This is a genomic window from Microbacterium foliorum (assembly GCF_006385575.1).
Taxonomy (GTDB): domain Bacteria; phylum Actinomycetota; class Actinomycetes; order Actinomycetales; family Microbacteriaceae; genus Microbacterium; species Microbacterium foliorum_B.
On record NZ_CP041040.1, the window covers coordinates 894,100 to 914,577 of the forward strand.

The window sequence follows — 20,478 nt, forward strand, 5'->3', positions numbered from 1 at the left end:
ACGTCTTCGGAAGGCCCGGATGCATCATGCATCCGGGCCTTCCTGCGTTTCCGCACGTTGTCAGGCGGGCGGGAACCCGTTCAGCGCGTCTGGAGCAGTTCGAGGGCCGCTGCGGCAGCGCTGCCGGCAGGCGCACTGTACGCGAGGATGCGCTGGCCGTCTCCCTCGGGCAGGTGAAGGACCTCGTAGCCGAGCGTGAGCTCCCCGACGACCGGATGCCGGAAGCGCTTGCTGCCGCTCGTGCAGAGCTTGACCATGTGCCCTGCCCAGAGCTTCGCGAAGTCCGGGCTGCTCAGGCTCAGCTCGCCGATGAGCTCGGCCAGCTGGCGGTCGTCGACGAATCGCGCGGCGACGTATCGCAGCGATGCCACCGCCAATGCAGCCTCTTCCTGCCAGTCGGCGTACAGATCACGCGTGTGCGGATCGAGGAACAGCATCCGGAGGTTGTTGGGTCGGGCTGCCGGCCGCGACGGCGCGTCGACCTCGACATGGCCCGCCATCAGAAGGTGCCCGGCGCTGTTCCAGTCGAGGATGTCGGTGAAACGCCCCAGCAGCACAGCCGGAACTCCCATGGCGTGCAACAGCTGCGAGGCGCCCCGATGCGGCTGCTCGGGCCTCCGGGGTCTGCGGGCAGCGGCTGATCTCGGGCGCGCCAGCGCTCGGAGATGCGCATGCTCGTCGGCGTCGAGCTGCAGTGCCCGGGCCAGGCTGTCGACGACCGCGTCGGATGCGTTCTGCGACTGGCCCTGCTCCAAGCGGGTCAGGTAGGTCACCGAGACCCCGGCCAGTCGCGCGAGCTCTTCGCGGCTGAGGCCCGGAACCCTGCGCCCACCGAAGCTCACCACTCCGACGTCGTCGGGCGTGACGCGATCCCGCCGAGAGCGCAGGAACTCGCCGAGCTCGGTCACCGGCCGTTCTGAGGCGATCGGCCTGGTGAGCGCGGTGTGCGGGTCCATGGTGCCATTCTCCACGGCCCTCGCACGCGCAGCCTGTCCCTGGCAGTGCTAGTCGCGAGAGGGGACTGGCTGCCCCATACCGCGGGGCGGAGGCTGAGGACCGTGACTCATACCGACTCGACTCTCTCCGCCACGACGCCGCAGACGACTGATCGCTTCACCCCGGCGCAGACGCTCGCCATGGGCGTCCTTCTGACGGCGAACTTCACTCTCGCCGTCGACTTCTCTATCCTCAATGTCGCGCTGCCGCCGATCGGGCGAGAGCTCGGCTTCGACACGGCGTCGCTGCAGTGGATCGTGACCGCTTTCGCGATCTGCGCCGCGTCGTTCACCCTGTTCTTCGGGCGGGTGGCCGACCCGCTCGGGCGGAAGCGGCTGTTCCTGGCCGGGCTCGTGCTGCTCGGTGCGGCGTCGGTCGTCGGCGGACTCGCCACCACACCGGGCGTGCTGCTGGCCGCTCGTGTCGGTCAGGGGATCGCCACGGCGATGGTCACCCCGGCGGCTCTCGCGCTGATGACCACCATGTTCCCCGAGGGACGGGCACGCTCGCGGGCGCTCGGGCTCAACGGGGCACTCATGGCAGCGGGGTTCACGTCGGGAGCGGTGCTCGGAGGGCTGCTCACCGGAGGCGTCTCGTGGCGCTGGGCGTTCTTCATCAACGTCGCGGTGGCCGCTGCAGCCCTGCTCGTCGGGGCCTTCGTGCTTCACGAGCCGAGGCGCGTCGCACGGGCTCGCCTCGATGTCGTCGGCGCCGTCACCGTGACAGCCGCTCTCGTCGCGCTCGTCTTCGGCATCGACTCCGCGGGGCGCGTCGGCTGGGGCGACCCGGGCACCTGGGCGCCGCTCGGTGTCTCCGCGGCGTTCTTCGTGGTGTTCGCGCTCGCCGAGAGGCGGGCGACCGAACCGCTCATCGCCCCGTCGCTGCTGAGGAGCACGCAGATCGCGTGGGGCAACCTCGCCGGCCTCCTCGCGTTCGCGACCGAGACGTCGCTCGTTTTCCTGCTGACCATCTATCTGCAGGAGATCCTCGGGTACACCCCGATAGCGGCCGGGCTGATGCTGGGAGTGCTCGGTCTCGGCACCGTGCTCGGCGGCCTCCTCGCGCCCCGCGTCATCGGCAGGGTCGGATCGTCGCGTGCGATCGTCGTCGGATTGATCGTCCAGGCCGCCGCCACCTTCCCGCTGGCCTTCGCTTCCGAAGAGCAGGCCTGGGCGATTCCGCTGCTGATTCTGACTTTCCTCGGCGGCGTGGCGAATCTCGTCGCGATCGTCGGCTACGTCGTGACGGCGACGGGGTCGGTTCCCTCGGAACAGCAGGGGCTGGCGACCGGTCTCGTCACGATGAGCCAGCAGGTGGGCATCGCACTGGGCACACCGGTGATGGCAGCAGTGGTCGCGGCATTCGCCGGTGCCGGCCTTCTCGCCGGGCTGCAGGCGGCGATCGGCCTCAACGCGGTGATGGCGCTCTCGACCGCGCTCCTCGTCGCCGTCGTCCTCAGAAGTCCGCGAAGCCGCTGAACGGCCGGGGATGCGCCACCTTTGCATCGATTCCCGCCAATGTCCGACCGGCGGCTGCTGCTGGTCGGATGCCGCTCGGCGACGGGCGTAGGGTTGTGCGGTGACCCCGACGAACGCCGCATCCCGAGCCACTCGGACAGCGGGAGTCGCGTACGCCGGGGGCGCGTACCTGCTCTGGGGCGTGCTGCCCCTCTACTTCCTGCTGCTCACGCCGACGGGGCCGTGGGAGGTGGTCGCGTGGCGGGTGCTGCTGTCGCTCGTCTTCTGTCTGCTGCTTCTCACCGTGACGCGCGGCTGGGCGGCGTTCGGTGCGATCATCCGGCAGCCGGGGCTGCTGGCATGGACCGCTCTGGCCGGCGTCCTGATCTACGTCAACTGGCAGGTGTTCCTCATCGGCACCCTCTCGGGGCACATCGTCGAGACCAGCCTCGGGTACTTCATCAACCCGATCACCACGGTGCTGCTCGGAGTGTTCGTGCTCAAGGAGCGCATCCGCAGGCTGCAGTGGGCTGCGATCGGCATCGCCGCGGTCGCCGTGATCGTGATCGTCCTCTTCTACGGCTCGTTCCCGTGGATCGCCCTGTCGCTGACTGCCTCGTTCGGCGTCTACGGGCTCATCAAGAAGAAGATCGGCCCCGCGGTCGATGCGATCAGCGGTCTCACCCTCGAGTCGTTCTGGCTGATCCCGATCGCCGTCGTGCAGCTGATGCTCGTCGCCGCCACCCCTGAAGGACTCACGATGGGCTCCCACGGCGTCTGGCATGCGGTGCTGCTCGGCTTCGCGGGAGTGGCGACGGCGGTGCCGCTGCTGCTCTTCGCCGCCGGCACCAGACGCGTCAACCTGACCGTCATCGGGATGATCCAGTTCGTCACGCCCGTCATGCAGTTCATCATCGGCGCGGTGGTGCTCGGCGAGCCGATGCCGCCCGAGCGCTGGGCGGGGTTCATCATCGTCTGGATCGCGATCGGCGTCTTCGTCGTCGACCTCCTGCTCGCGATGCGGCGCGGTGGACGCGTGAACGTGGTTCGTACGACCTGACCCGCTCGGCGCGTTATCCATCCGAGACCGTTCTGTATCACACCGTTAACGCATCGCAACAATTGAGTGACATCGCCGCGTATACGTTTGTTGCACTGGGACGGCGCTCGAGTCGTTCCGCTTCATCGAAAGCAAGGAGCAACATGAGCGTCTTCACCAGCTCGCGTGCCGTCAAGGTCCTCGGCGGCATCGCCGTCGCCAGCATCAGCGCCATCGTTCTCGCCGGATGCACGGGGGCTGCGACCGACTCAGAGTCGGAGGCCCCTTCGTCCGAAGAGCGACAGGAGCTCACCCTCAACATCGGCACGGTTCTGCCGCAGACCGGAGCACTCGCGTTCCTCGGCCCGCCCGAGGAGGCCGGAGTGGGTCTCGCTGCAGCGGAGATCAACGAGGCCGCGAAGGGCATCACCATCGACGTCGAATACGGCGACTCCGGCGACCCCGACAACAAGGCGTACGAGACCACGGTCCCTCGTCTGCTGGGCAATGACGTCCAGGCACTGATCGGTGCGGCATCCTCCGGTGTGACCAAGCTCTTCCTCGACCAGGCGGTCGGAGCCGGCGTGATCACCTTCTCGCCTGCGAACACCTCGCCGGACTTCACCGACTGGGATGACAACGGCCTGTACTGGCGCACCGCCCCGAGCGACCTGCTCCAGGGCGAGGTGCTCGGCAACCTGATCGCCGAGGACGGCCATCAGTCGATCGGCATCATCTACCTGAACGACGCCTACGGCAACGGCCTCGAGTCGGCGCTCACGGAGACCTTCGAGGGTACGGGCGGCGAGGTCGTCGCATCCGAGTCGTACAACGCGGGAGACACCAACTTCAGCGCTCAGGTGTCGACGATCATGGCGCAGAACCCTGACGCCATCGCGGTGATCGGCTTCGAGGAGACGTCGACCATCGTTCCGTCGTTCGTGAACAGCGGCTTCGACGGCGCGAACTTCTACTTCGTCGACGGCAACACCTCCCAGTGGGGTGACACGATGCCGGTCTCCATCGAAGGCTCGAAGGGCACGCAGCCCGGACCGGTTCTCGCGGACGACTTCCAGGACCGCCTGAAGGCGCAGTGGCTCGAGCAGGGCGACGGCGCTGAACTCGCCGACTTCAACTACGCCGGCGAGTCGTATGACGCCGTCGTGCTGCTGGCACTCGCGTCTCTCGCTGCGAACTCCAACGAACCCGCAGACATCGCAGCAAGCCTGCAGGAGGTCTCCGGCGGTTCGGGTGATGGCGAGAAGTGCGAGTCCTTCACGGACTGCGCAGACATCATCCTCGACGGCGGAGTGGCCGACTACGACGGCTACTCCGGTGGCGTCGCGTTCGACGACGCAGGCGACCCGACCGAAGCGACCATCGGCGTCTTCCAGTACGGTGCAGACAACATGCACAGCCGCCTCGACTGAGCGAACTGTGAAACGAGGGACCCCCGGCATCGCCGGGGGTCCCTTCTTCGTCCGTGACGTGGATACGAAGACACCCAGAGACCAAGACGCAAGAAGACAGGACGAAGGGGGCGGATGCCGAAGCATCCGCCCCCTGTTCGAGTGCGCTGTCAGTCCTGGCCGAGTGTGCCGAGGTAAAGGCCGATCACCTTGGGGTCATTCAGCAGATCGCGTCCCGTTCCCTCGTACGCCACGCGCCCCTGGTCGAGCACGTAGCCGCGGTCGCAGATCTGAAGGCAACGGCGAGCGTTCTGCTCGACCATGATGGTCGTGACGCCGGCCTTGTTGATGTCGGAGACGCGGATGAAGGCGTCGTCCTGACGGACGGGGGAGAGGCCGGCGCTGGGCTCGTCGAGCAGCAGCACGGCCGGATCCATCATCAATGCGCGACTCATCGCCACCATCTGGCGCTCACCTCCGGAGAGCGATCCCGCACGCTGCTTGAGCCGCTTGCCGAGCTCGGCGAAGATGCCGGTCACGAACTCGAGGCGCTCGTTGTACGCTTTCGGCCTCTGGAAGAGCCCCATCTGCAGGTTCTCCTCGATCGTGAGCGAGGGGAAGACGTTGTTCGTCTGCGGGACGAATCCCACTCCGCGCTGCACGAGCTTGTCGGACTTCAGCCCGACGATGCTCTCTCCGTTCACCGAGATGCTGCCGGCGCGAACCTTGACCATGCCGAAGATCGACTTCAGAAGGGTCGATTTGCCGGCACCGTTGGGCCCGATGATGCCGATCAACTCGCCTTTGTGGGCGGTGAGGTTTGAGCCGTTGATGATGTTGATGCCGGGCAGGTACCCGGCGTCGAGGTCGGTCACCTGGACGACGACCCGATCGGTGCGCGCTGCTTCGTCTTCGACAGCGCCGGTGAGGGAGCTCGGGGTCACTTCTTCTCCTCCTCCTCGGGAGCGGCCGCGGCCGCCTCCTCGATCTTGATCTCTTCCAGGAGTTCGGCCGCTGACGCATCCAGCTCGCCGTCGACCCGACCCGTGACGACGCCGAGATCGACGTCCTGATGGGCCCCCAGGTACGCGTCGATGACCGACTGGTCCTGCATGACGGTGTCGGGGGGACCTTCGGCGACGATCCGTCCCTCAGCCATGACGACCACCCAGTCCGCGATGTGGCGAACCATGTGCATGTCGTGCTCCACGAACAGCACAGTCATGCCGAGTTCTTTGAGATCGAGGATGTGATCGAGAAGCGACTGGGTGAGCGCAGGGTTCACTCCGGCCATCGGCTCGTCCAGCATCACCAGCGTCGGATCGCTCATGAGAGCGCGGGCCATCTCGAGCAGCTTCCGCTGACCTCCGGAGAGCGATGCGGCATAGTCATCAGCCTTCGCGTCGAGCTTGAAGCGCACGAGAAGGTCGCGTGCCTTCGCCTCGATCTCCGTCTCCTGGCCACGCCAGATGAACGGCAGCATGCTCGCCCAGAACTTCTCGCCCTTCTGGCCGGTCGACCCGAGCTTCATGTTCTCCAGCACGGTCAGAAGCGACAGCGCCTTGGTGAGTTGGAAGGTCCGGACCTGCCCCATCTGCGCGACCTTGAACGAGGGGATGCCGCTGAGCTGACGTCCGTCGAAGCTCCACGTCCCCGAGTTGGGCTTGTCGAATCCGCAGAGCAGGTTGAAGAGAGTGGTCTTGCCTGCTCCGTTGGGTCCGATCAGAGCCGTGATGGCTCCGCGGGGTATCTCGAGGTGCTCGACGTCGACGGCGGTGAGGCCGCCGAAGCGTCGAGTCACGTTATCGGCGATCATGATCGGATCGTTCTTGGGGACGCCGGGGACGTTGTCGCCCGTGGCGAGGCCCGTGGTCTTCGGTCGCGAGATGCTCCCCGTCGCCGGGGGCACGCCGACGGAGTCGGAATCCCCTGCAGGAGATGCGCTGTTACTTGACAAAGGTCAGCTCCCTCTTGTTTCCGAGAATGCCCTGCGGTCGGAAGATGACCAACAGCATCAGTGCGACGCCGACGAACACGAATCGCAGCGTCCCCGCCTGGATCGGCGAGATCGGCAGAATGCCCTGCTCGGCGAGCGCGGGAAGGACACTGTCGAGGAAGGCCATGATGACCCAGAAGAGAATGGATCCGAGAACGGGACCGAACACGGTCGCCGCGCCTCCGAGCAGAAGGATGGTCCACACGAAGAACGTGAGGCTCGTCGTGTACGTCGCCGGGACGACCGCCGAGGGAAGCGCGAAGACGACGCCGCCGAGAGCCCCGAAGATCCCGCCGAGCGTGAGTGCCTGCATCTTGTATCCGAAGACGTTCTTGCCGAGCGAGCGCACGGCATCCTCGTCCTCTCGGATGCTCTTCAGCACGCGACCCCAGGGGCTTCGCATCAGTGACCACACCATGAACACCGCGATCGCCAGCAGGATCAGGCCGAAGACGCGCACCCAGAGATCATTCGCGGTGTACGTCCACGGACCGAAGCCGTATGTGCCCTCGGGGAAGGGGTTCGCCGCGCGGAACCCCGCGTGGTACCCGCCGAGGCCGTCCGCGGAGTTGGTGTACTCGTCGAACACCGTGGTGGTGAACAGGAGCCGCACGATCTCGGCCGCCGCGATCGTCACGATGGCGAGATAGTCGGCGCGGAGTCGCAGTGTGGGTATTCCGAGGATCACGGCGAAGACCATCGCCATGACCATGCCGATGATGATTCCGAGCCACCAGGGCAGCCCGAACGAGATGATCGAGATCGCGTAGCTGTATGCGCCGATCGCCATGAAGCCCGCCATGCCGAAGTTCAGCAGGCCCGCGTAGCCGAAGTGCACCGCGAGTCCCGTCGCCGCGAGCGCGTAGGCGATCGTCGTCGGGCTGAAGAGCCAGCCGGCGGTGTTGTTGAGAATTCCTCCCCAATCCATGTCGCTCCCTAACCGAGTCTCTCTTTACGGCCCAGGATTCCCTGAGGCCTCACGAGCAGAATGAGGATGAGCACCGCGAGGGCACCCACGTACTTGAGGTCGGACGGTAGCCACAGAGTGGAGACCTCGACGAGGAGTCCGACGATGATCGCACCGACCAGCGCTCCGAACGCCGTGCCGAGACCACCGAGCGTCACCGCCGCGAAGATGAGCAGCAGGATATGCACGCCCATGTCCCAGCGCACTCCCGGTCGGAAGTAGCCCCAGAGGATGCCACCGAGTGCAGCGAGCGACGCGGACAGCATCCAGACGATCCGCACGACGCGATCGACGTCGATGCCCGACGCCGCCGCGAGACCGGGGTTGTCCGAGATCGCTCTGGTCGCCTTGCCCACTCGGGTCTTCACCAGCCAGAAGGCGACACCGACGAGGACGACGATGCTGATTCCCATCGACATCATGCTGACAGGGGAGAGCCGGATGGCCCCGAGGATCTGGATCTTCGGGGAATCCGCTCCGGGGAGCTGCGTGGTGGATCCGCCGAGGAAGAACTGGAACGTGTAGCGGATGGCGAGGGAGAGCCCGATGCTCACGATCATCAGCGGAACGAGGCCGATGCCCTTGCGACGGAGTGGACGCCAGAGACCGGCGTCCAACGCCCATCCGAATGCCGCGCCGACCACGACGACCACCGGAATCGTCAGCCACATCGGCACGGCGAAGGTGACACCCACCAGTACGGCCATGATCGCGCCGAAGGTGACCATCTCGGCGTGTGCGAAGTTCGTGAGACCTGTCGTTCCGTAGATGAGCGAGACGCCGATCGCGGCCAGAGCGAGGAGCAGACCGAAGTTCAGCCCGTTGATGATGCGTTCGACCACCTGGTCGGCGAACGACGTCGTCTCACGGACTCCCTCTCCGAGGAAGAGGTTGATCACCTTCGACCCGGTGAGTCCGAACTCGACCTCCTGAGACGCGGACTCGCCTTCGACGATCACGCCGTCCGGCAGTGTGGACTCGTCCACAGTGAGGGTGTATGCCTCCTTCTCAGGCACGTAGAGACGCCAGCGCCCGTCGGCGTCGGTCACGGTCTCGGCGTCGAAACCGTTGCCTTCGATCGTCACGGTGACGTCCGGTATGGGAGCGTCGTCGAGCGTGATCACGCCCGAGAAGTAGAAGTCCGTCTGTTCCTGGTCGCTGCCAGGAACGTCCGGTGCGGAAGCATGCGCTCCGCTCGGCGCACCGAACAGCACCATCACGGCTGCGAGGAGAAGACCGACGAGAGTCGCCGCCCAAGGGGCCACGCGTCTCGTGGTCGAGAAGGTCGGACTCACAGAGCCTCCAGTCCATTCCATAGGTCATGCATCAGCATTGATGTAGACGGTACGAGCGTAATGTGTCGGTTCTGTTTCAACCACCACACCGGCAGGTCTCGGGTCGATAACTATGCGGGTCTTGAGTCGCCGTCGCCGTCGCCGCTCGCGTCGCCACCCTATCGCCTGCGGAATGAAATCGCGGGTCCGGCGCTTAGAATTGGTACACCCTCGCCCCCAGATCGCCCCCGCAGGAGGACAATCCATGGACCAGCACGACCCCTTCGGCTTCGTCGGACTCACGTACGACGATGTGCTGCTCCTCCCGGGGCACACCGACGTCATCCCGAGCGAGGCCGACACCTCGTCGCGGATCACTCGCCGGATCTCGGTCGCGACACCGCTGCTGTCCAGCGCGATGGACACCGTCACCGAGTCTCGGATGGCCATCGCGATGGCACGAGAGGGCGGCATCGGCATCCTGCACCGCAACCTCTCGATCGCCGACCAGGCCGCGCACGTCGACCGCGTCAAGCGCAGCGAGTCGGGCATGATCACCGATCCGATCACGACGACGCCGGACGCGACCGTCGAAGAGGTCGACGCGCTCTGCGCCAAGTACCGCATCTCCGGCCTTCCGGTCGTCGACGCCGACGGACGCCTCGTGGGCATCATCACGAACCGCGACATGCGCTTCGTCTCGGGCTTCGAGCGTCAGACCACCTTCGTGAAGGACGTCATGACGTCGGAGGGACTCGTCACCGCACCGGTGGGCGTCGCCGCAGGCGAGGTCATCGCCCTCTTCGCGCATCACCGTGTCGAGAAGCTGCCGCTCATCGATGAAGACGGCAAGCTCGCGGGCCTCATCACCATCAAGGACTTCGACAAGAGCGAGAAGTATCCGCTGGCCACGAAGGACGACCAGGGTCGCCTGCGCGTCGGTGCGGCCATCGGCTTCTTCGGAGACGCCTGGGAGCGCGCCGAAGCGCTGCGCGACGCCGGCGTCGACGTGCTCGTGGTCGACACGGCCAACGGCCAGTCTCAGGGTGTGATCGACCTCGTCAAGCGGCTCAAGGCCGACGAGAGCTTCGCGCACATCGACGTGATCGGCGGCAACGTCGCGACTCGCGAGGGCGCTCAGGCGCTCGTCGACGCGGGAGTCGACGCCGTCAAGGTCGGCGTGGGTCCCGGCTCGATCTGCACCACTCGCGTCGTGGCGGGCGTCGGAGTGCCCCAGGTCACCGCCGTGTACGAGGCTTCGCTTGCCGCGCGCCCCGCCGGTGTGCCGGTGATCGCCGACGGCGGGCTGCAGTACTCGGGCGACATCGCCAAGGCGCTCGTCGCCGGTGCCGACGCCGTGATGCTCGGCTCGCTGCTCGCCGGCACCGACGAGTCGCCGGGCGAGATCGTGTTCCAGTCGGGCAAGCAGTTCAAGCAGTACCGCGGCATGGGCTCCCTCGGAGCCATGCAGACCCGTGGCAAGCAGACCTCGTACTCGAAGGACCGCTACTTCCAGGCCGACGTGCCGAGCGACGACAAGCTGATCCCCGAGGGCATCGAGGGTCAGGTGCCGTATCGCGGCCCGGTCGGCGCCGTCGCCTACCAGCTCGTCGGCGGACTGCGCCAGTCGATGTTCTACGTCGGCGCTCGCACCATCGAGGAGCTCAAGCAGCGCGGCAAGTTCGTGCGCATCACCGCGGCCGGGCTCAAGGAGTCGCACCCGCACGATGTGCAGATCGTGGTTGAAGCGCCGAACTACAAGCGCTGAGACAGAGACAGACAGAGGGCCGGATGCGACAGCATCCGGCCCTCTGTCGTGCTGCGCGGTCGATGCGGTCTATTGGTATGCCAGTATTTAGAGACACCCGCTCGACTTCCCCTCGAGCTCTCCGCGCGAAGGGCGCAGGGAGTGACATGCCGGACGCTGATCGGCAGGGGACTTCCCCAATGAGAGCCGCAGATATGCCCCAGGATGCTCCCCGCGTCCTCGTCGTCGATGACGACCCTGACGTCGCCCTGCTCGTGAAGACCGTGCTGGAGAGGCGGGCCGGGTGCGAGGTCTCGGTCGCGCACGACGGCCACGCCGCCGTCGCGGCACTCGAGACCTTCACCCCCGACGTGGTCGTCACCGACATCGAGATGCCAGGTCTCGACGGCCTCGAGCTGCTGGCAGCGCTGCGTCGCGATGATCCGCTGCTGCCCGTGATCGTGATGACCGCGCATGTCTCGGTCGAGTACGCGGTGTCGGCCCTGCGCGCGCAGGCCGACGAGTTCCTCACGAAGCCGCTCGACAACGGGAAGCTCGTCGAGGCAGTGCTGCGGCTCGCGACCGAGGGTCGAGTGCGACGTGAAGCGGGCCGCACCAAGGAGGTCGTGCTCGCGATCGGCGCGCACCCCGACGACGTCGAGATCGGCGTCGGCGGAATCCTCGCGGCGCACGCCCAGGCCGGCGATTCGATCACCATCCTCACCCTCTCGCGCGGTGCTCGGGGCGGAGACGCCGACAGCCGACAGCACGAGTCGCTCGCGTCGGCCGAGATCCTCGGCGCGCGGCTGTTCGTCAAAGACCTCATCGACACCGAGATCTCGGGCGGCGGCACCACGGTGCGGCTGATCGAGGAGGTCGTCCAGGAGGTGCAGCCGACCATCGTGTACACGCACTCGTCGAACGATCGCCATCAGGACCACCGCGCGGTGAGCGAGGCGACCATCGCCGCGACCCGCCGGGTGGGCACAGTCGCCTGCTACCAGAGCCCCTCGGCAACGATCGACTTCCGGCCGACGCGGTTCGTGCGCATCGACCAGTACCTCGACCAGAAGCTGAGACTGCTCGAGTGCTTCGGTTCGCAGACGGCTACCCGCGATTACCTCGAACCCGACTTCGTGACGGCCACCGCTCGATACTGGTCGCGTTTCGGCGGGGGAGCGGCCGTCGAGCCGCTCGAGGTCGTGCGCGAGACCGCCGAGTTCATCGGCGCCCACGAACTCACTCGAAAGGAGAGCTGATGACCGCGCGCGTGCTGGTGACCGGTGCAGGGGGCCCTGCCGGTGTGGCGGTGATCCGCTCTCTCCTGGGCCGATCCGACCTCGAGGTCTTCGCAGCCGACATGGACGGCTGGGCCAGCGGGATCTACCTCGTGCCGCCGACGCACCGGCGACTCGTGCCACCTGGGCGCGACGAGGACTTCGTCTCGACGATCGCCCGCATGGTCGAGGATGATCGCCTCGACCTCGTGATCTCCACGGTCGATGTCGAGCTCGCGGCACTCGCCGGCCGACGCGACGAGCTGGCCCCGGCAGTGCTCGCCGCGCCCTCGCAGGACACGCTGTCCGTGGCACTCGACAAGCTGCTGCTCGCCGAGCGCTGCGAGGCGACGGGACTCACGCCGCGCACCGTGCTCGCGGGCCCCGACGCTCTGGCAGTCGACTGGGAGTTCCCGGCCTTCGCCAAGCCCCGCCAGGGCGCGGGCAGCCGTGGCGTGCGCCTCGTTCCCGACCGGGCGGCGCTCGAAGCGCTGCCCGAGGATGAGGGCCTCATCGTGCAGGACTTCCTCCCCGGCGAGGAGTACTCGGTCGATGTGATCGCAGACGCCTCTGGCTCGGTGGTGGCTGCCGTGCCCCGGACCCGTGCCAGGGTCGACTCGGGTGTCGCGATCGCCGGACGCACGGTGCACGACGACGAGCTCGAGAGCGCCGCGGCGTCGATCGCTCGGGCCATCGGTCTCGTGGGCGTCGCCAACGTGCAGCTGCGGCGCGATCGAGCCGGGCGGGCCGTTCTCCTCGAGGTGAATCCCCGGTTCCCCGGTGCTCTTCCGCTCACGATCGCCGCAGGGGTCGACATCCCCTCACTCGTCGCCGATCTGTTCCTCGGCCGGGAGATCCCGTCGAAGATCCCCTTCCGCGAGGTCGCGACGGTTCGGTTCCTCGAAGACGTGATCCTCGAGGTCGACGAGGTCCTCGTCTCGGCGCACGCGGGGCATCAGGAGGAACTGTGATCCACGCGCTGCTCCGAGGCGATCACCACGTGCATTCGACGTTCTCGGATGACGCGGTGTCGACTCTCGCCGAGAACGTCGCAGCGGCCTCGGCAGCGGGGCTCACGACCGTGCGCCTGGTCGACCACGTTCGGCAGTCGACGCCGTGGGTGCCCGACTACCTCGCCGCGGTGCGCGCGCTGCGCGTGCCCGACGGCCTCACCGTGCTGACCGGTGTCGAGGCGAAGGTCCTCACTGCCTCGGGCGATCTCGACATCCCCGAGCTGCCCACCGGGATCGACCGCATCCTGATCGCCGACCATCAGTTCCCCGGCATCGACGGGCCGCTCGGTCCGAGCGTCGTGCGAGAGCGGATCGAGGGCGGCTGGGCACCGGAGGACGCGCTGGATCAGCTGGTCTCCGCGCTGATCGCGGCCATGCGACGTCACCCTGGGAACCAGCTGGCGCACTGCTTCTCGATCCTGCCGAAGATCGGGCTCTCGGAGGACGACCTCGGTGCCGAGCGCGTCTCGGCCTGGGCGACGACGGCGGCCGAGACCGACACGATCGTCGAGGTGAACGAGAAGTGGGGGTGCCCCGGCATCCCGCTTCTCGACGCGCTGCACCGCGCCGGCGCCGAGATCGTCGCGTCGACCGACAGTCATGTGGCCTCCGACGTCGGACGCTATTCGCGCGTGGCCGAGATCCTCGACGGATGGAGGTCTCACTGATGGTCGATCTGAGCTGGCTCGAGACCGTCGTCGTCGTGATCCTCCTCGTGTGCGTGCTCGTCGGGACCCTTCCGGTGATCAACACGGGGCTGCAGTTCCTCGTTCTGCCGATCCACTCCTTCCGGAACCACTACGGCCGGGCCGCGCCCCACCATCCGCGCGTCGCCGTGCTGATCCCGGCCTGGAATGAGGGACTGGTCCTGGGGCAGGCGATCGAGCGTCTGATGCAGCTCGAGTACCCGGCCGACCGCCTGCGGATCTTCGTGATCGACGACGCATCGACCGACGACACACCCGAGGTGGTCGCATCGAAGGCTGCCGCGTTCCCCGGGCGCGTGACGCACCTGCGACGCGACAAGGGCGGCGAGGGCAAAGCGCACACACTCAACCACGGACTCGACATCGTGCTCGCTGACGAGTGGACCGAAGCGGTGCTGATCATGGACGCCGATGTGATCTTCGCGCGGGATTCGCTGCGCAAGATGAGCCGACACCTGGCCGACGAGAAGGTCGGGGCCGTCACCGCCTACATCGCCGAGGGCAGTCGCGACCGCAACTACCTCACCCGGTTCATCGCGATCGAGTACGTGATCGGGCAGCTCTCGGCCCGTCGCACCCAGAACGTCGGGGGAGCGATCGCATGCCTGGCCGGGGGTGCCCAGCTGCATTCGCGCGCGAACCTCGAGGCCATCGGCGGTCGTATCCCGACGGGCACGCTCGCCGAGGACACGATGACGACGTTCGAGGGCCAGCTGGCAGGACGCCGCATGGTCTTCGAACCCCACGCGGTCGTGCTGGCGGAGGAGCCCCGCACGATCGACAGTCTGTGGAAGCAGCGCCTGCGGTGGGCCCGCGGCAACGTGCAGCTGACCTCGATCTACCGCCATCTGTGGTTCCGCCCCAGCCGGGCGCACAACCTGGGCAGCTTCGCATTCGGTCTCGCATGGTTCACCATCCTGCTGCTGCCGGCCTTCATGCTCCTCGCCGCCACCGCTCTGCTCGTGCTGCTCATCCTGCACAGCGAGATCGCGGAGTTCGTCTTCCGTTTCATGTGGATCTCCGCGGCCTGCATCTATCTGTTCTCGATGCTGTACGCGGTGCAGCTCGACGGGCGCATCGGTCGGCAATCCTGGCGCGAGGCGCTGATGTTCCCGGGGCTCGGCGCGCTGATCCTCATGGCGATCGCCCTGTTCCCGTGGCTGTTCGAGGAGGGGCTGAACAATCTCGGCCTCGCCGTCACTGACGAGACCCGGTTCGCCTGGGCCGTCGTCTTCTATCTGTGGGGGCCGATCTCGATGCTCGGCATCTGGCTCGCCCGCGCGGTGGAGCGCCTGCCGGGAGGACGCTTCTTCGCCGGCCTCCTGCTCTACGTCTGCGGGTACGGCTCGCTGCTGTGCGCCATCACCGTGGATTCGTACATCAAGGAGTGGCGCCACGCCGACGCCGCATGGATCAAGACCGAGAAGATCGGACGGGTCGACTCATGACCGAAGCACCTTCGAGAAGCACCGAGGAGGAGGAGATCGCCGCCGACGCGCGTCGCGAGAAGCTCCTGATCCCGCAGGCGCTTCTCGCTCTGGGCGTCGTCGTCGTCATCGTGATCGTGCGAGAGCTGTTCCTGCGATGACCGGGAGGCCGCTGGCCCTCGTGGTCGAGGACAGCGCAGATCAGGCGGCTCTGCTGAAGCGCTATCTCGATCGCGAGGGGTTCGACGTCTTCGCGGCGGCGGACGGCGAATCGGCGATCGCCGCGTTCGAGACGATCTCTCCCGCCGTCGCCGTGCTCGACCTGCTGCTCCCCGGCATCAGCGGCACCGAGTTGGCGCGTCTCATCAGGGTTCGCTTCCCGGACTGCTTCCTCATCGTGAGCTCGGTGCTCGACGTCGCCGACTACCCCGACGCCGACGCCGCGCTGCCCAAGCCGATCATCGGTGCGGATCTGCGAGCGCTCCTACGAGATGTGACACGATGACGCCGACCAGCACCGTGCAGCAGTCGATGGAACGAGGATGGCGCCGCTACCTCGACAACCCGACGCCGCTGATGAAGCAGGGGCCGACGGCGATCGCGGTCGCCGTCGCGGCGGTGCTCATGTGGGCGGTTCCGGGGATCCCCGTGACCGATACGGCCTTCGCGGTCTTCGGTCTCGTCACCATCGCCGCAGTGACGGCACTCGCCGCCGCGCTCTCGGCTCGGGGGGTGTACGAGGGCTGGGTCGTGATGCTCATCCCGATGATCGACATCGTCGCGTTGGGTGCCATCAGGACCGGCACCGGCGGGCCGGCGTCGCTCTTCTCGTCTTTCGTCCTCCTGCCCGTGATCTGGATCGCGGCGGCACCGGGGCGCAGGCAGGTCGTCATCGTGGCGGTGCTCTCGTCTGTCGCGCTCGTGATGCCGAACATCGCCGATCCACCCGACGACCCGGCCGACTGGCTGCGCGGTGTGATCGGTCCGTTGGTCTTCGCGACGGTGGGGGCCATCGTCAACGAGCTGTCGCGCCAACAGCGTCTTCGCACGAGCCAGGCCGAGGCCCACGTCGTCGAGCGCACGGCGGCTCTCGCGGCCAACGAGGAGATCCTCGAGCAGCTGAAGTCGAGTGAGCAGCAGTACCGCGCGCTGTCGGAGTCCTTCACCGCCCTGTGGAACTCGATCACCGGCCAGGCCGTGATCGCCACGGACAACGACGGCACGATCACCGCGTGGAATCCGGGGGCGGTGCGCCTGCTGGGCATGCCGGTGCCGGAGGCGCTGGACGACGTCCGAGTCGATCGGTTCTTCGAGGCCACCGTGCTCGCGCAGTTCGCGCCGGAGGGCGCGGAGCACACGGCCGGTGAAGTGCATCCGGGGATTCGGGCTCTGTTCGCCGACGCGGATGCGGGATTGCCGGTGGACTCGAACATCGAGGTGGCGACCGTGGGTGGGTCCACGGTTCCCGCCCGCATCACGGTCACCCCGTATCAGGACTCGGACGGTTCGCGGCACGGCTACCTGCTGGTGATCACGGATGAGACACGGGCGGTCGAGGTCGCCCGCATGAAGGACGAGTTCGTCGGGATGATCTCGCACGAGCTGCGGACACCGTTGAGCGCGATCATCGGATTCCTCGACCTCCTGCAGAACGATCCGGCCCAGCCCCTCACGGCGGATCAGCAGGAGTTCGTCGACATCATCGAGCGCAACGCGCAGAGACTCCTGAACCTGGTGGGCGACCTGCTGTTCACGGCTCAAGTCGAGTCCGGCAGATTCCCGCTCGAGCGCCGTGAGGTCGACATCGCCGAGCTCACGCGCAGCGCCGTCGCCTCGTCGGGACCGCATGCCCAGCGCGAGGGGATCGAGCTCATCGCAGAGGTGCCGGATGGCCCTGTGCGACTGTCGGTGGACGCCGGCCGGATCGGCCAGGCGCTCGACAACCTGCTCTCGAACGCGATCAAGTTCACCGCCGCCCGCGGACGCGTCACGGCGAGTGTCCGCTCGGTGGACGGCGGCATCGAGATCGCCGTGCGAGACACCGGCGTGGGCATCCCCGAAGACGAGCAGGGAATGCTCTTCACGCGGTTCTTCCGCGCGTCGACCGCGACCCGCAACGCGGTGCCGGGAGTCGGTCTCGGCCTGACCATCACCCGTGCCATCGTGCTCGCGCACGGCGGCAGCATGGACGTGACGAGCAGGGAGGGCGTCGGCACAGAGTTCCGGATGGTTCTGCCGGCGGCGCCGCGGACCGAGGCGATCCAGGTCGTCGGCCGCCGAACGTGATCACCGCGCGCGCCTGATCCTGATAGCCTGGTCGGCTCGCCATGCGGGCGGAAGGACGGCCACGCACGGTGGGATACATAGATGTTGCAGGGGTCTCGCTGAGCCTTCCTGACGGCAGGCCGCTGCTGGACGAGACGACCTTCCGGGTCGGAGCCGGTTCGACGAGCGCGCTCATCGGGCCCAACGGCGCGGGCAAGACGACGCTGCTCCGCATCATCCGCGGTGATCAGGCCGCGGATGCCGGTGTCGTGACGATCGACGGCGGACTCGGTGTGATGGATCAGTTCGTCGGTCACGGCGAGCCGGGGCAGACCGTTCACGAGCTGCTCGTGCGGGTGGCACCCCGGCGCATCCGCCAGGCCGCGCAGGCGCTCGAGGCGGCGGAGGACGCGCTGATCGAACGAGACGAGCACGACACCCAGATGGCCTACGCGACGGCCATCGCCGAGTACGCGGATGCCGGCGGGTACGAGCACGAGACCGTCTGGGACCAGTGCACGGTCGCAGCTCTGGGCGTGCCGTACGAGCGCGCCCGCTTCCGCGAGCTCACGACGCTGTCGGGTGGCGAGCAGAAGCGGCTCGCCCTGGAGGCGCTGCTGCGCGGGCCCGACGAGGTGCTGCTGCTCGACGAGCCCGACAACTACCTCGACGTGCCCACGAAGCGCTGGCTCGAGGAGCAGCTTCGACAGACGCCGAAGACCGTTCTTCTGGTGTCGCACGACCGCGAGCTGCTGGCGTGGGCGGTCGACCGGCTGATCACGCTCGAGCCGGGCGGCGCGGGCGCCTCTGCCTGGGTGCACGGCGGCGGCTTCGCGACGTACCACCAGGCACGCAGTGACCGCATGGACAGGCTCGACGAGCTCCGCCGCCGGTGGGATGAGCAGCACGAGAAGCTGCGCACGATCGTCGCGAACCTCAAGGTGAAGGCATCGGCGAACGACGGATTCGCGTCGCGATATCAGGCGGCGCAGACCCGTCTGCGCAAGTTCGAGGAGGTGGGCCCGCCCGAGGAGCGGCCCCCGGCTCAGGACTTCGACATGCGACTGCGCGGCGCGCGCACGGGCAAGCGCGCGGTGGTCGCGCAGGCGCTCGAGCTGAGCGGGCTGATGCGGCCCTTCGATGCCGAGGTCTGGTACGGCGATCGGGTGGCCGTGCTCGGGTCGAACGGCTCGGGCAAGTCGCACTTCCTCCGGCTGCTGGCCCGCGGCGGCAGTGACCCGGACGCGACGCTGGGTCACGTGACCTCGACGGGCGAGCAGCTCTCGCCGGTCGAGCACAGCGGGCGGGCCACGCTCGGCGCGCGCGTCGTGCCGGGGCTGTTCGCCCAGACCCACGCGCATCCGGAGTTCGTCGGACGCACGCTGCTCGAGATCCTGCACCGAGGCGACGAACGGCGGGCAGGGATGCCGAGGGACGCGGCCAGCTCGGCACTCGACCGATACGGCCTCGTGCGCCAGGCGCAGCAGACCTTCGAATCGCTCTCCGGTGGGCAGCAGGCGCGCTTTCAGGTGCTGCTGCTCGAGCTCTCGGGCGCGACGCTGCTGCTGCTCGATGAGCCGACCGACAACCTCGACATCGAATCGGCCGAGGCGCTCGAAGACGCGCTGCAGCGCTTCGAGGGAACCGTGCTCGCGGTCACTCACGACCGCTGGTTCGCGCGCTCGTTCGATCGGTTCCTCGTGTTCGGATCGGACGGCGAGGTCTACGAGTCCGACGCTCCGGTGTGGGACGAGCGTCGAGTGACACGGGCGCGCTGAGTCAGGGCAGGCGGAAAGGCGCGGCCGCGAGAGCGGAGGGATCGAGTGCCAGGTCTGCAAGCGTCGCACCCACGCCCGGTGCGAACTTGAACCCGTGCCCCGAGAAGCCCGCGCCCACCACGATCCGTCCCCGCCGGTCGAGCACGAAGGCACTGTCGTCCGTCGAGGTGTAGGTGCAGCTGATCGGCACCGCGGATGCCGGATCGAGACCGGGCAGCCATTCGCGCACGTAGTCCGCGAGAGCGTGCGCGTGCGTGACGGCGTGCGGACGGGCGTCCGGATCGACGACATCGCCCGCCCGATGGAACCCGACCTTGACGCCTTCGCCCGGTGTCGGCATGCCGTACACCGTGGCGGGATAGCGGTCGGTGTCGACGTAGTGGTTGAAGGACGGCCAGGTCGATCCGGCCTGGGGCATGAAGTGCGCGGGGAACTCCTCGGTGACCTCCAGACGAGGCAGGCGGATGCCCGGCAGCATCCGCTCGGTCCAGGCACCGACCGTGACGACGGCGACGTCCGCCCGCACCCGACCCTCGGCCAGCACGATGTCGACGCCCTCGTCGGTCTCCTCGATGCGCGCCACGGGGGTCTCCCAGCGCACCTCGCCTCCCGCCGCGACGATGCGGCGCTCGAGCTCGCCCAGTGCGGCGGACGCCCGGGCGACGCCCGCGTCGCGGGAGAACAGCACGTCATCGCCGAAGCGCATGCCCGACCAGCGCGATGATGCCTCGCCGGCCGTCAGGATCTCGGCGTGGATGCCGCGCTCGATCAGGCGCTGCTCGATCGCCATGAGGTCGACATCGCCGTACGTGAGCAGGCCGTGCAGGCGCAGCAGCGGCTCGCCGTCGGCCTGCCCGAGGGCATCCCACCCCTCGCGCGCGCGCACGAGCAGGTCGAGGTAGTGCTCTTCGTCGTAGGCGTTGTTGAAGTTGCGCGTCGCGCCGTGCGATGCGCCCTGGTGGTGTCCACGGGCGAAACGCTCGAAGACGACCGGCTTCAGCCCCCGCCGCGTGAGTTCCCACGCGGTCGCGAGGCCCATCACGCCTCCGCCGATGACGGCGACCTCCATCGCCTCCGACATATTGCCTCCCGAGCTCCTTCTCAGTCTCCCAGCCGTCGGCGTCAT

Annotated in this window: 18 protein-coding genes; 12 read left to right on the plus strand and 6 right to left on the minus strand. The window is 67.7% G+C overall.

What is annotated here, in order from left to right; translation table 11 throughout:
* Positions 1-80: 80 nt before the first annotated feature.
* Entirely contained in the window at positions 81-956 is an 876-nt protein-coding gene (locus FIV50_RS04355; protein ID WP_140036366.1) for a helix-turn-helix transcriptional regulator, read from the minus strand.
* 102 nt (positions 957-1,058) lie between these two features.
* On the opposite strand from FIV50_RS04355, the gene FIV50_RS04360 reads away from it, so the two are divergent.
* From FIV50_RS04360 to FIV50_RS04370, 3 genes are all read left to right on the plus strand, one after another.
* Entirely contained in the window at positions 1,059-2,474 is a 1,416-nt protein-coding gene (locus FIV50_RS04360) for an MFS transporter (protein ID WP_308810388.1), read from the plus strand.
* Positions 2,475-2,574: 100 nt separating this feature from the next.
* Entirely contained in the window at positions 2,575-3,513 is a 939-nt protein-coding gene (gene rarD, locus FIV50_RS04365) for an EamA family transporter RarD (RefSeq protein ID WP_140036367.1), read from the plus strand.
* 143 nt (positions 3,514-3,656) lie between these two features.
* Positions 3,657-4,922 (plus strand): ABC transporter substrate-binding protein, encoded by a 1,266-nt coding sequence (locus tag FIV50_RS04370; protein WP_140036368.1) that lies wholly within the window; start codon positions 3,657-3,659, stop codon positions 4,920-4,922.
* A gap of 149 nt (positions 4,923-5,071) precedes the next feature.
* Here the strand turns inward: FIV50_RS04370 and FIV50_RS04375 are convergent, their stop codons facing one another.
* Genes FIV50_RS04375 through FIV50_RS04390 form a run of 4 tightly spaced genes read right to left on the minus strand, consistent with a single transcriptional unit; the run spans position 5,072 to position 9,159 of the window.
* Positions 5,072-5,845 (minus strand): ABC transporter ATP-binding protein, encoded by a 774-nt coding sequence (locus tag FIV50_RS04375; RefSeq protein ID WP_140036369.1) that lies wholly within the window; start codon positions 5,843-5,845, stop codon positions 5,072-5,074.
* On the minus strand, positions 5,842-6,858 hold the full coding sequence (locus FIV50_RS04380) for an ABC transporter ATP-binding protein (RefSeq protein WP_375137393.1): 1,017 nt from the start codon (positions 6,856-6,858) through the stop codon (positions 5,842-5,844). Before FIV50_RS04380 ends, FIV50_RS04375 begins: the two co-directional genes overlap by 4 nt.
* Positions 6,848-7,825: a branched-chain amino acid ABC transporter permease gene (locus FIV50_RS04385; protein WP_140036370.1), complete on the minus strand. Its 978-nt coding sequence runs from the start codon at positions 7,823-7,825 to the stop codon at positions 6,848-6,850. The genes FIV50_RS04380 and FIV50_RS04385 overlap by 11 nt, the downstream gene beginning before the upstream one ends.
* Before the next feature lie 8 nt (positions 7,826-7,833).
* A complete protein-coding gene (locus tag FIV50_RS04390) occupies positions 7,834-9,159 on the minus strand; it encodes a branched-chain amino acid ABC transporter permease (protein ID WP_258184410.1) in 1,326 nt (441 codons plus the stop codon).
* A 244-nt stretch (positions 9,160-9,403) separates the two neighbouring features.
* On the opposite strand from FIV50_RS04390, the gene guaB reads away from it, so the two are divergent.
* The 9 genes from guaB (at position 9,404) to FIV50_RS04430 (ending at position 19,352) form a co-directional block, all read left to right on the plus strand.
* Positions 9,404-10,906, plus strand: a complete 1,503-nt coding sequence (gene guaB, locus FIV50_RS04395; protein WP_140036371.1) for an IMP dehydrogenase — start codon at positions 9,404-9,406, stop codon at positions 10,904-10,906.
* A gap of 194 nt (positions 10,907-11,100) precedes the next feature.
* Positions 11,101-12,144 (plus strand): response regulator, encoded by a 1,044-nt coding sequence (locus FIV50_RS04400; RefSeq protein WP_140038626.1) that lies wholly within the window; start codon positions 11,101-11,103, stop codon positions 12,142-12,144.
* The gene (locus tag FIV50_RS04405; protein ID WP_140036372.1) at positions 12,144-13,133 is read left to right on the plus strand and encodes an ATP-grasp domain-containing protein; all 990 of its coding nucleotides are present in this window, start codon (positions 12,144-12,146) and stop codon (positions 13,131-13,133) included. Before FIV50_RS04400 ends, FIV50_RS04405 begins: the two co-directional genes overlap by 1 nt.
* Entirely contained in the window at positions 13,130-13,843 is a 714-nt protein-coding gene (locus tag FIV50_RS04410) for a PHP domain-containing protein (RefSeq protein WP_140036373.1), read from the plus strand. The genes FIV50_RS04405 and FIV50_RS04410 overlap by 4 nt, the downstream gene beginning before the upstream one ends.
* Entirely contained in the window at positions 13,843-15,330 is a 1,488-nt protein-coding gene (locus FIV50_RS04415; protein WP_140038627.1) for a glycosyltransferase family 2 protein, read from the plus strand. Before FIV50_RS04410 ends, FIV50_RS04415 begins: the two co-directional genes overlap by 1 nt.
* A complete protein-coding gene (locus FIV50_RS17635) occupies positions 15,327-15,470 on the plus strand; it encodes a hypothetical protein (protein WP_181164333.1) in 144 nt (47 codons plus the stop codon). Before FIV50_RS04415 ends, FIV50_RS17635 begins: the two co-directional genes overlap by 4 nt.
* Positions 15,467-15,814: a response regulator transcription factor gene (locus tag FIV50_RS04420; RefSeq protein WP_140036374.1), complete on the plus strand. Its 348-nt coding sequence runs from the start codon at positions 15,467-15,469 to the stop codon at positions 15,812-15,814. Before FIV50_RS17635 ends, FIV50_RS04420 begins: the two co-directional genes overlap by 4 nt.
* Positions 15,811-17,595 (plus strand): PAS domain-containing sensor histidine kinase, encoded by a 1,785-nt coding sequence (locus tag FIV50_RS04425; protein ID WP_258184412.1) that lies wholly within the window; start codon positions 15,811-15,813, stop codon positions 17,593-17,595. The genes FIV50_RS04420 and FIV50_RS04425 overlap by 4 nt, the downstream gene beginning before the upstream one ends.
* A gap of 68 nt (positions 17,596-17,663) precedes the next feature.
* The gene (locus FIV50_RS04430) at positions 17,664-19,352 is read left to right on the plus strand and encodes an ABC-F family ATP-binding cassette domain-containing protein (protein WP_140036375.1); all 1,689 of its coding nucleotides are present in this window, start codon (positions 17,664-17,666) and stop codon (positions 19,350-19,352) included.
* A gap of 1 nt (position 19,353) precedes the next feature.
* Here FIV50_RS04430 and FIV50_RS04435 read toward each other — a convergent pair whose 3' ends face one another.
* Complete coding sequence (locus FIV50_RS04435) at positions 19,354-20,433, minus strand: FAD-dependent oxidoreductase (protein WP_140036376.1); 1,080 nt, start codon at positions 20,431-20,433, stop codon at positions 19,354-19,356.
* Positions 20,434-20,478 lie beyond the last annotated feature (45 nt).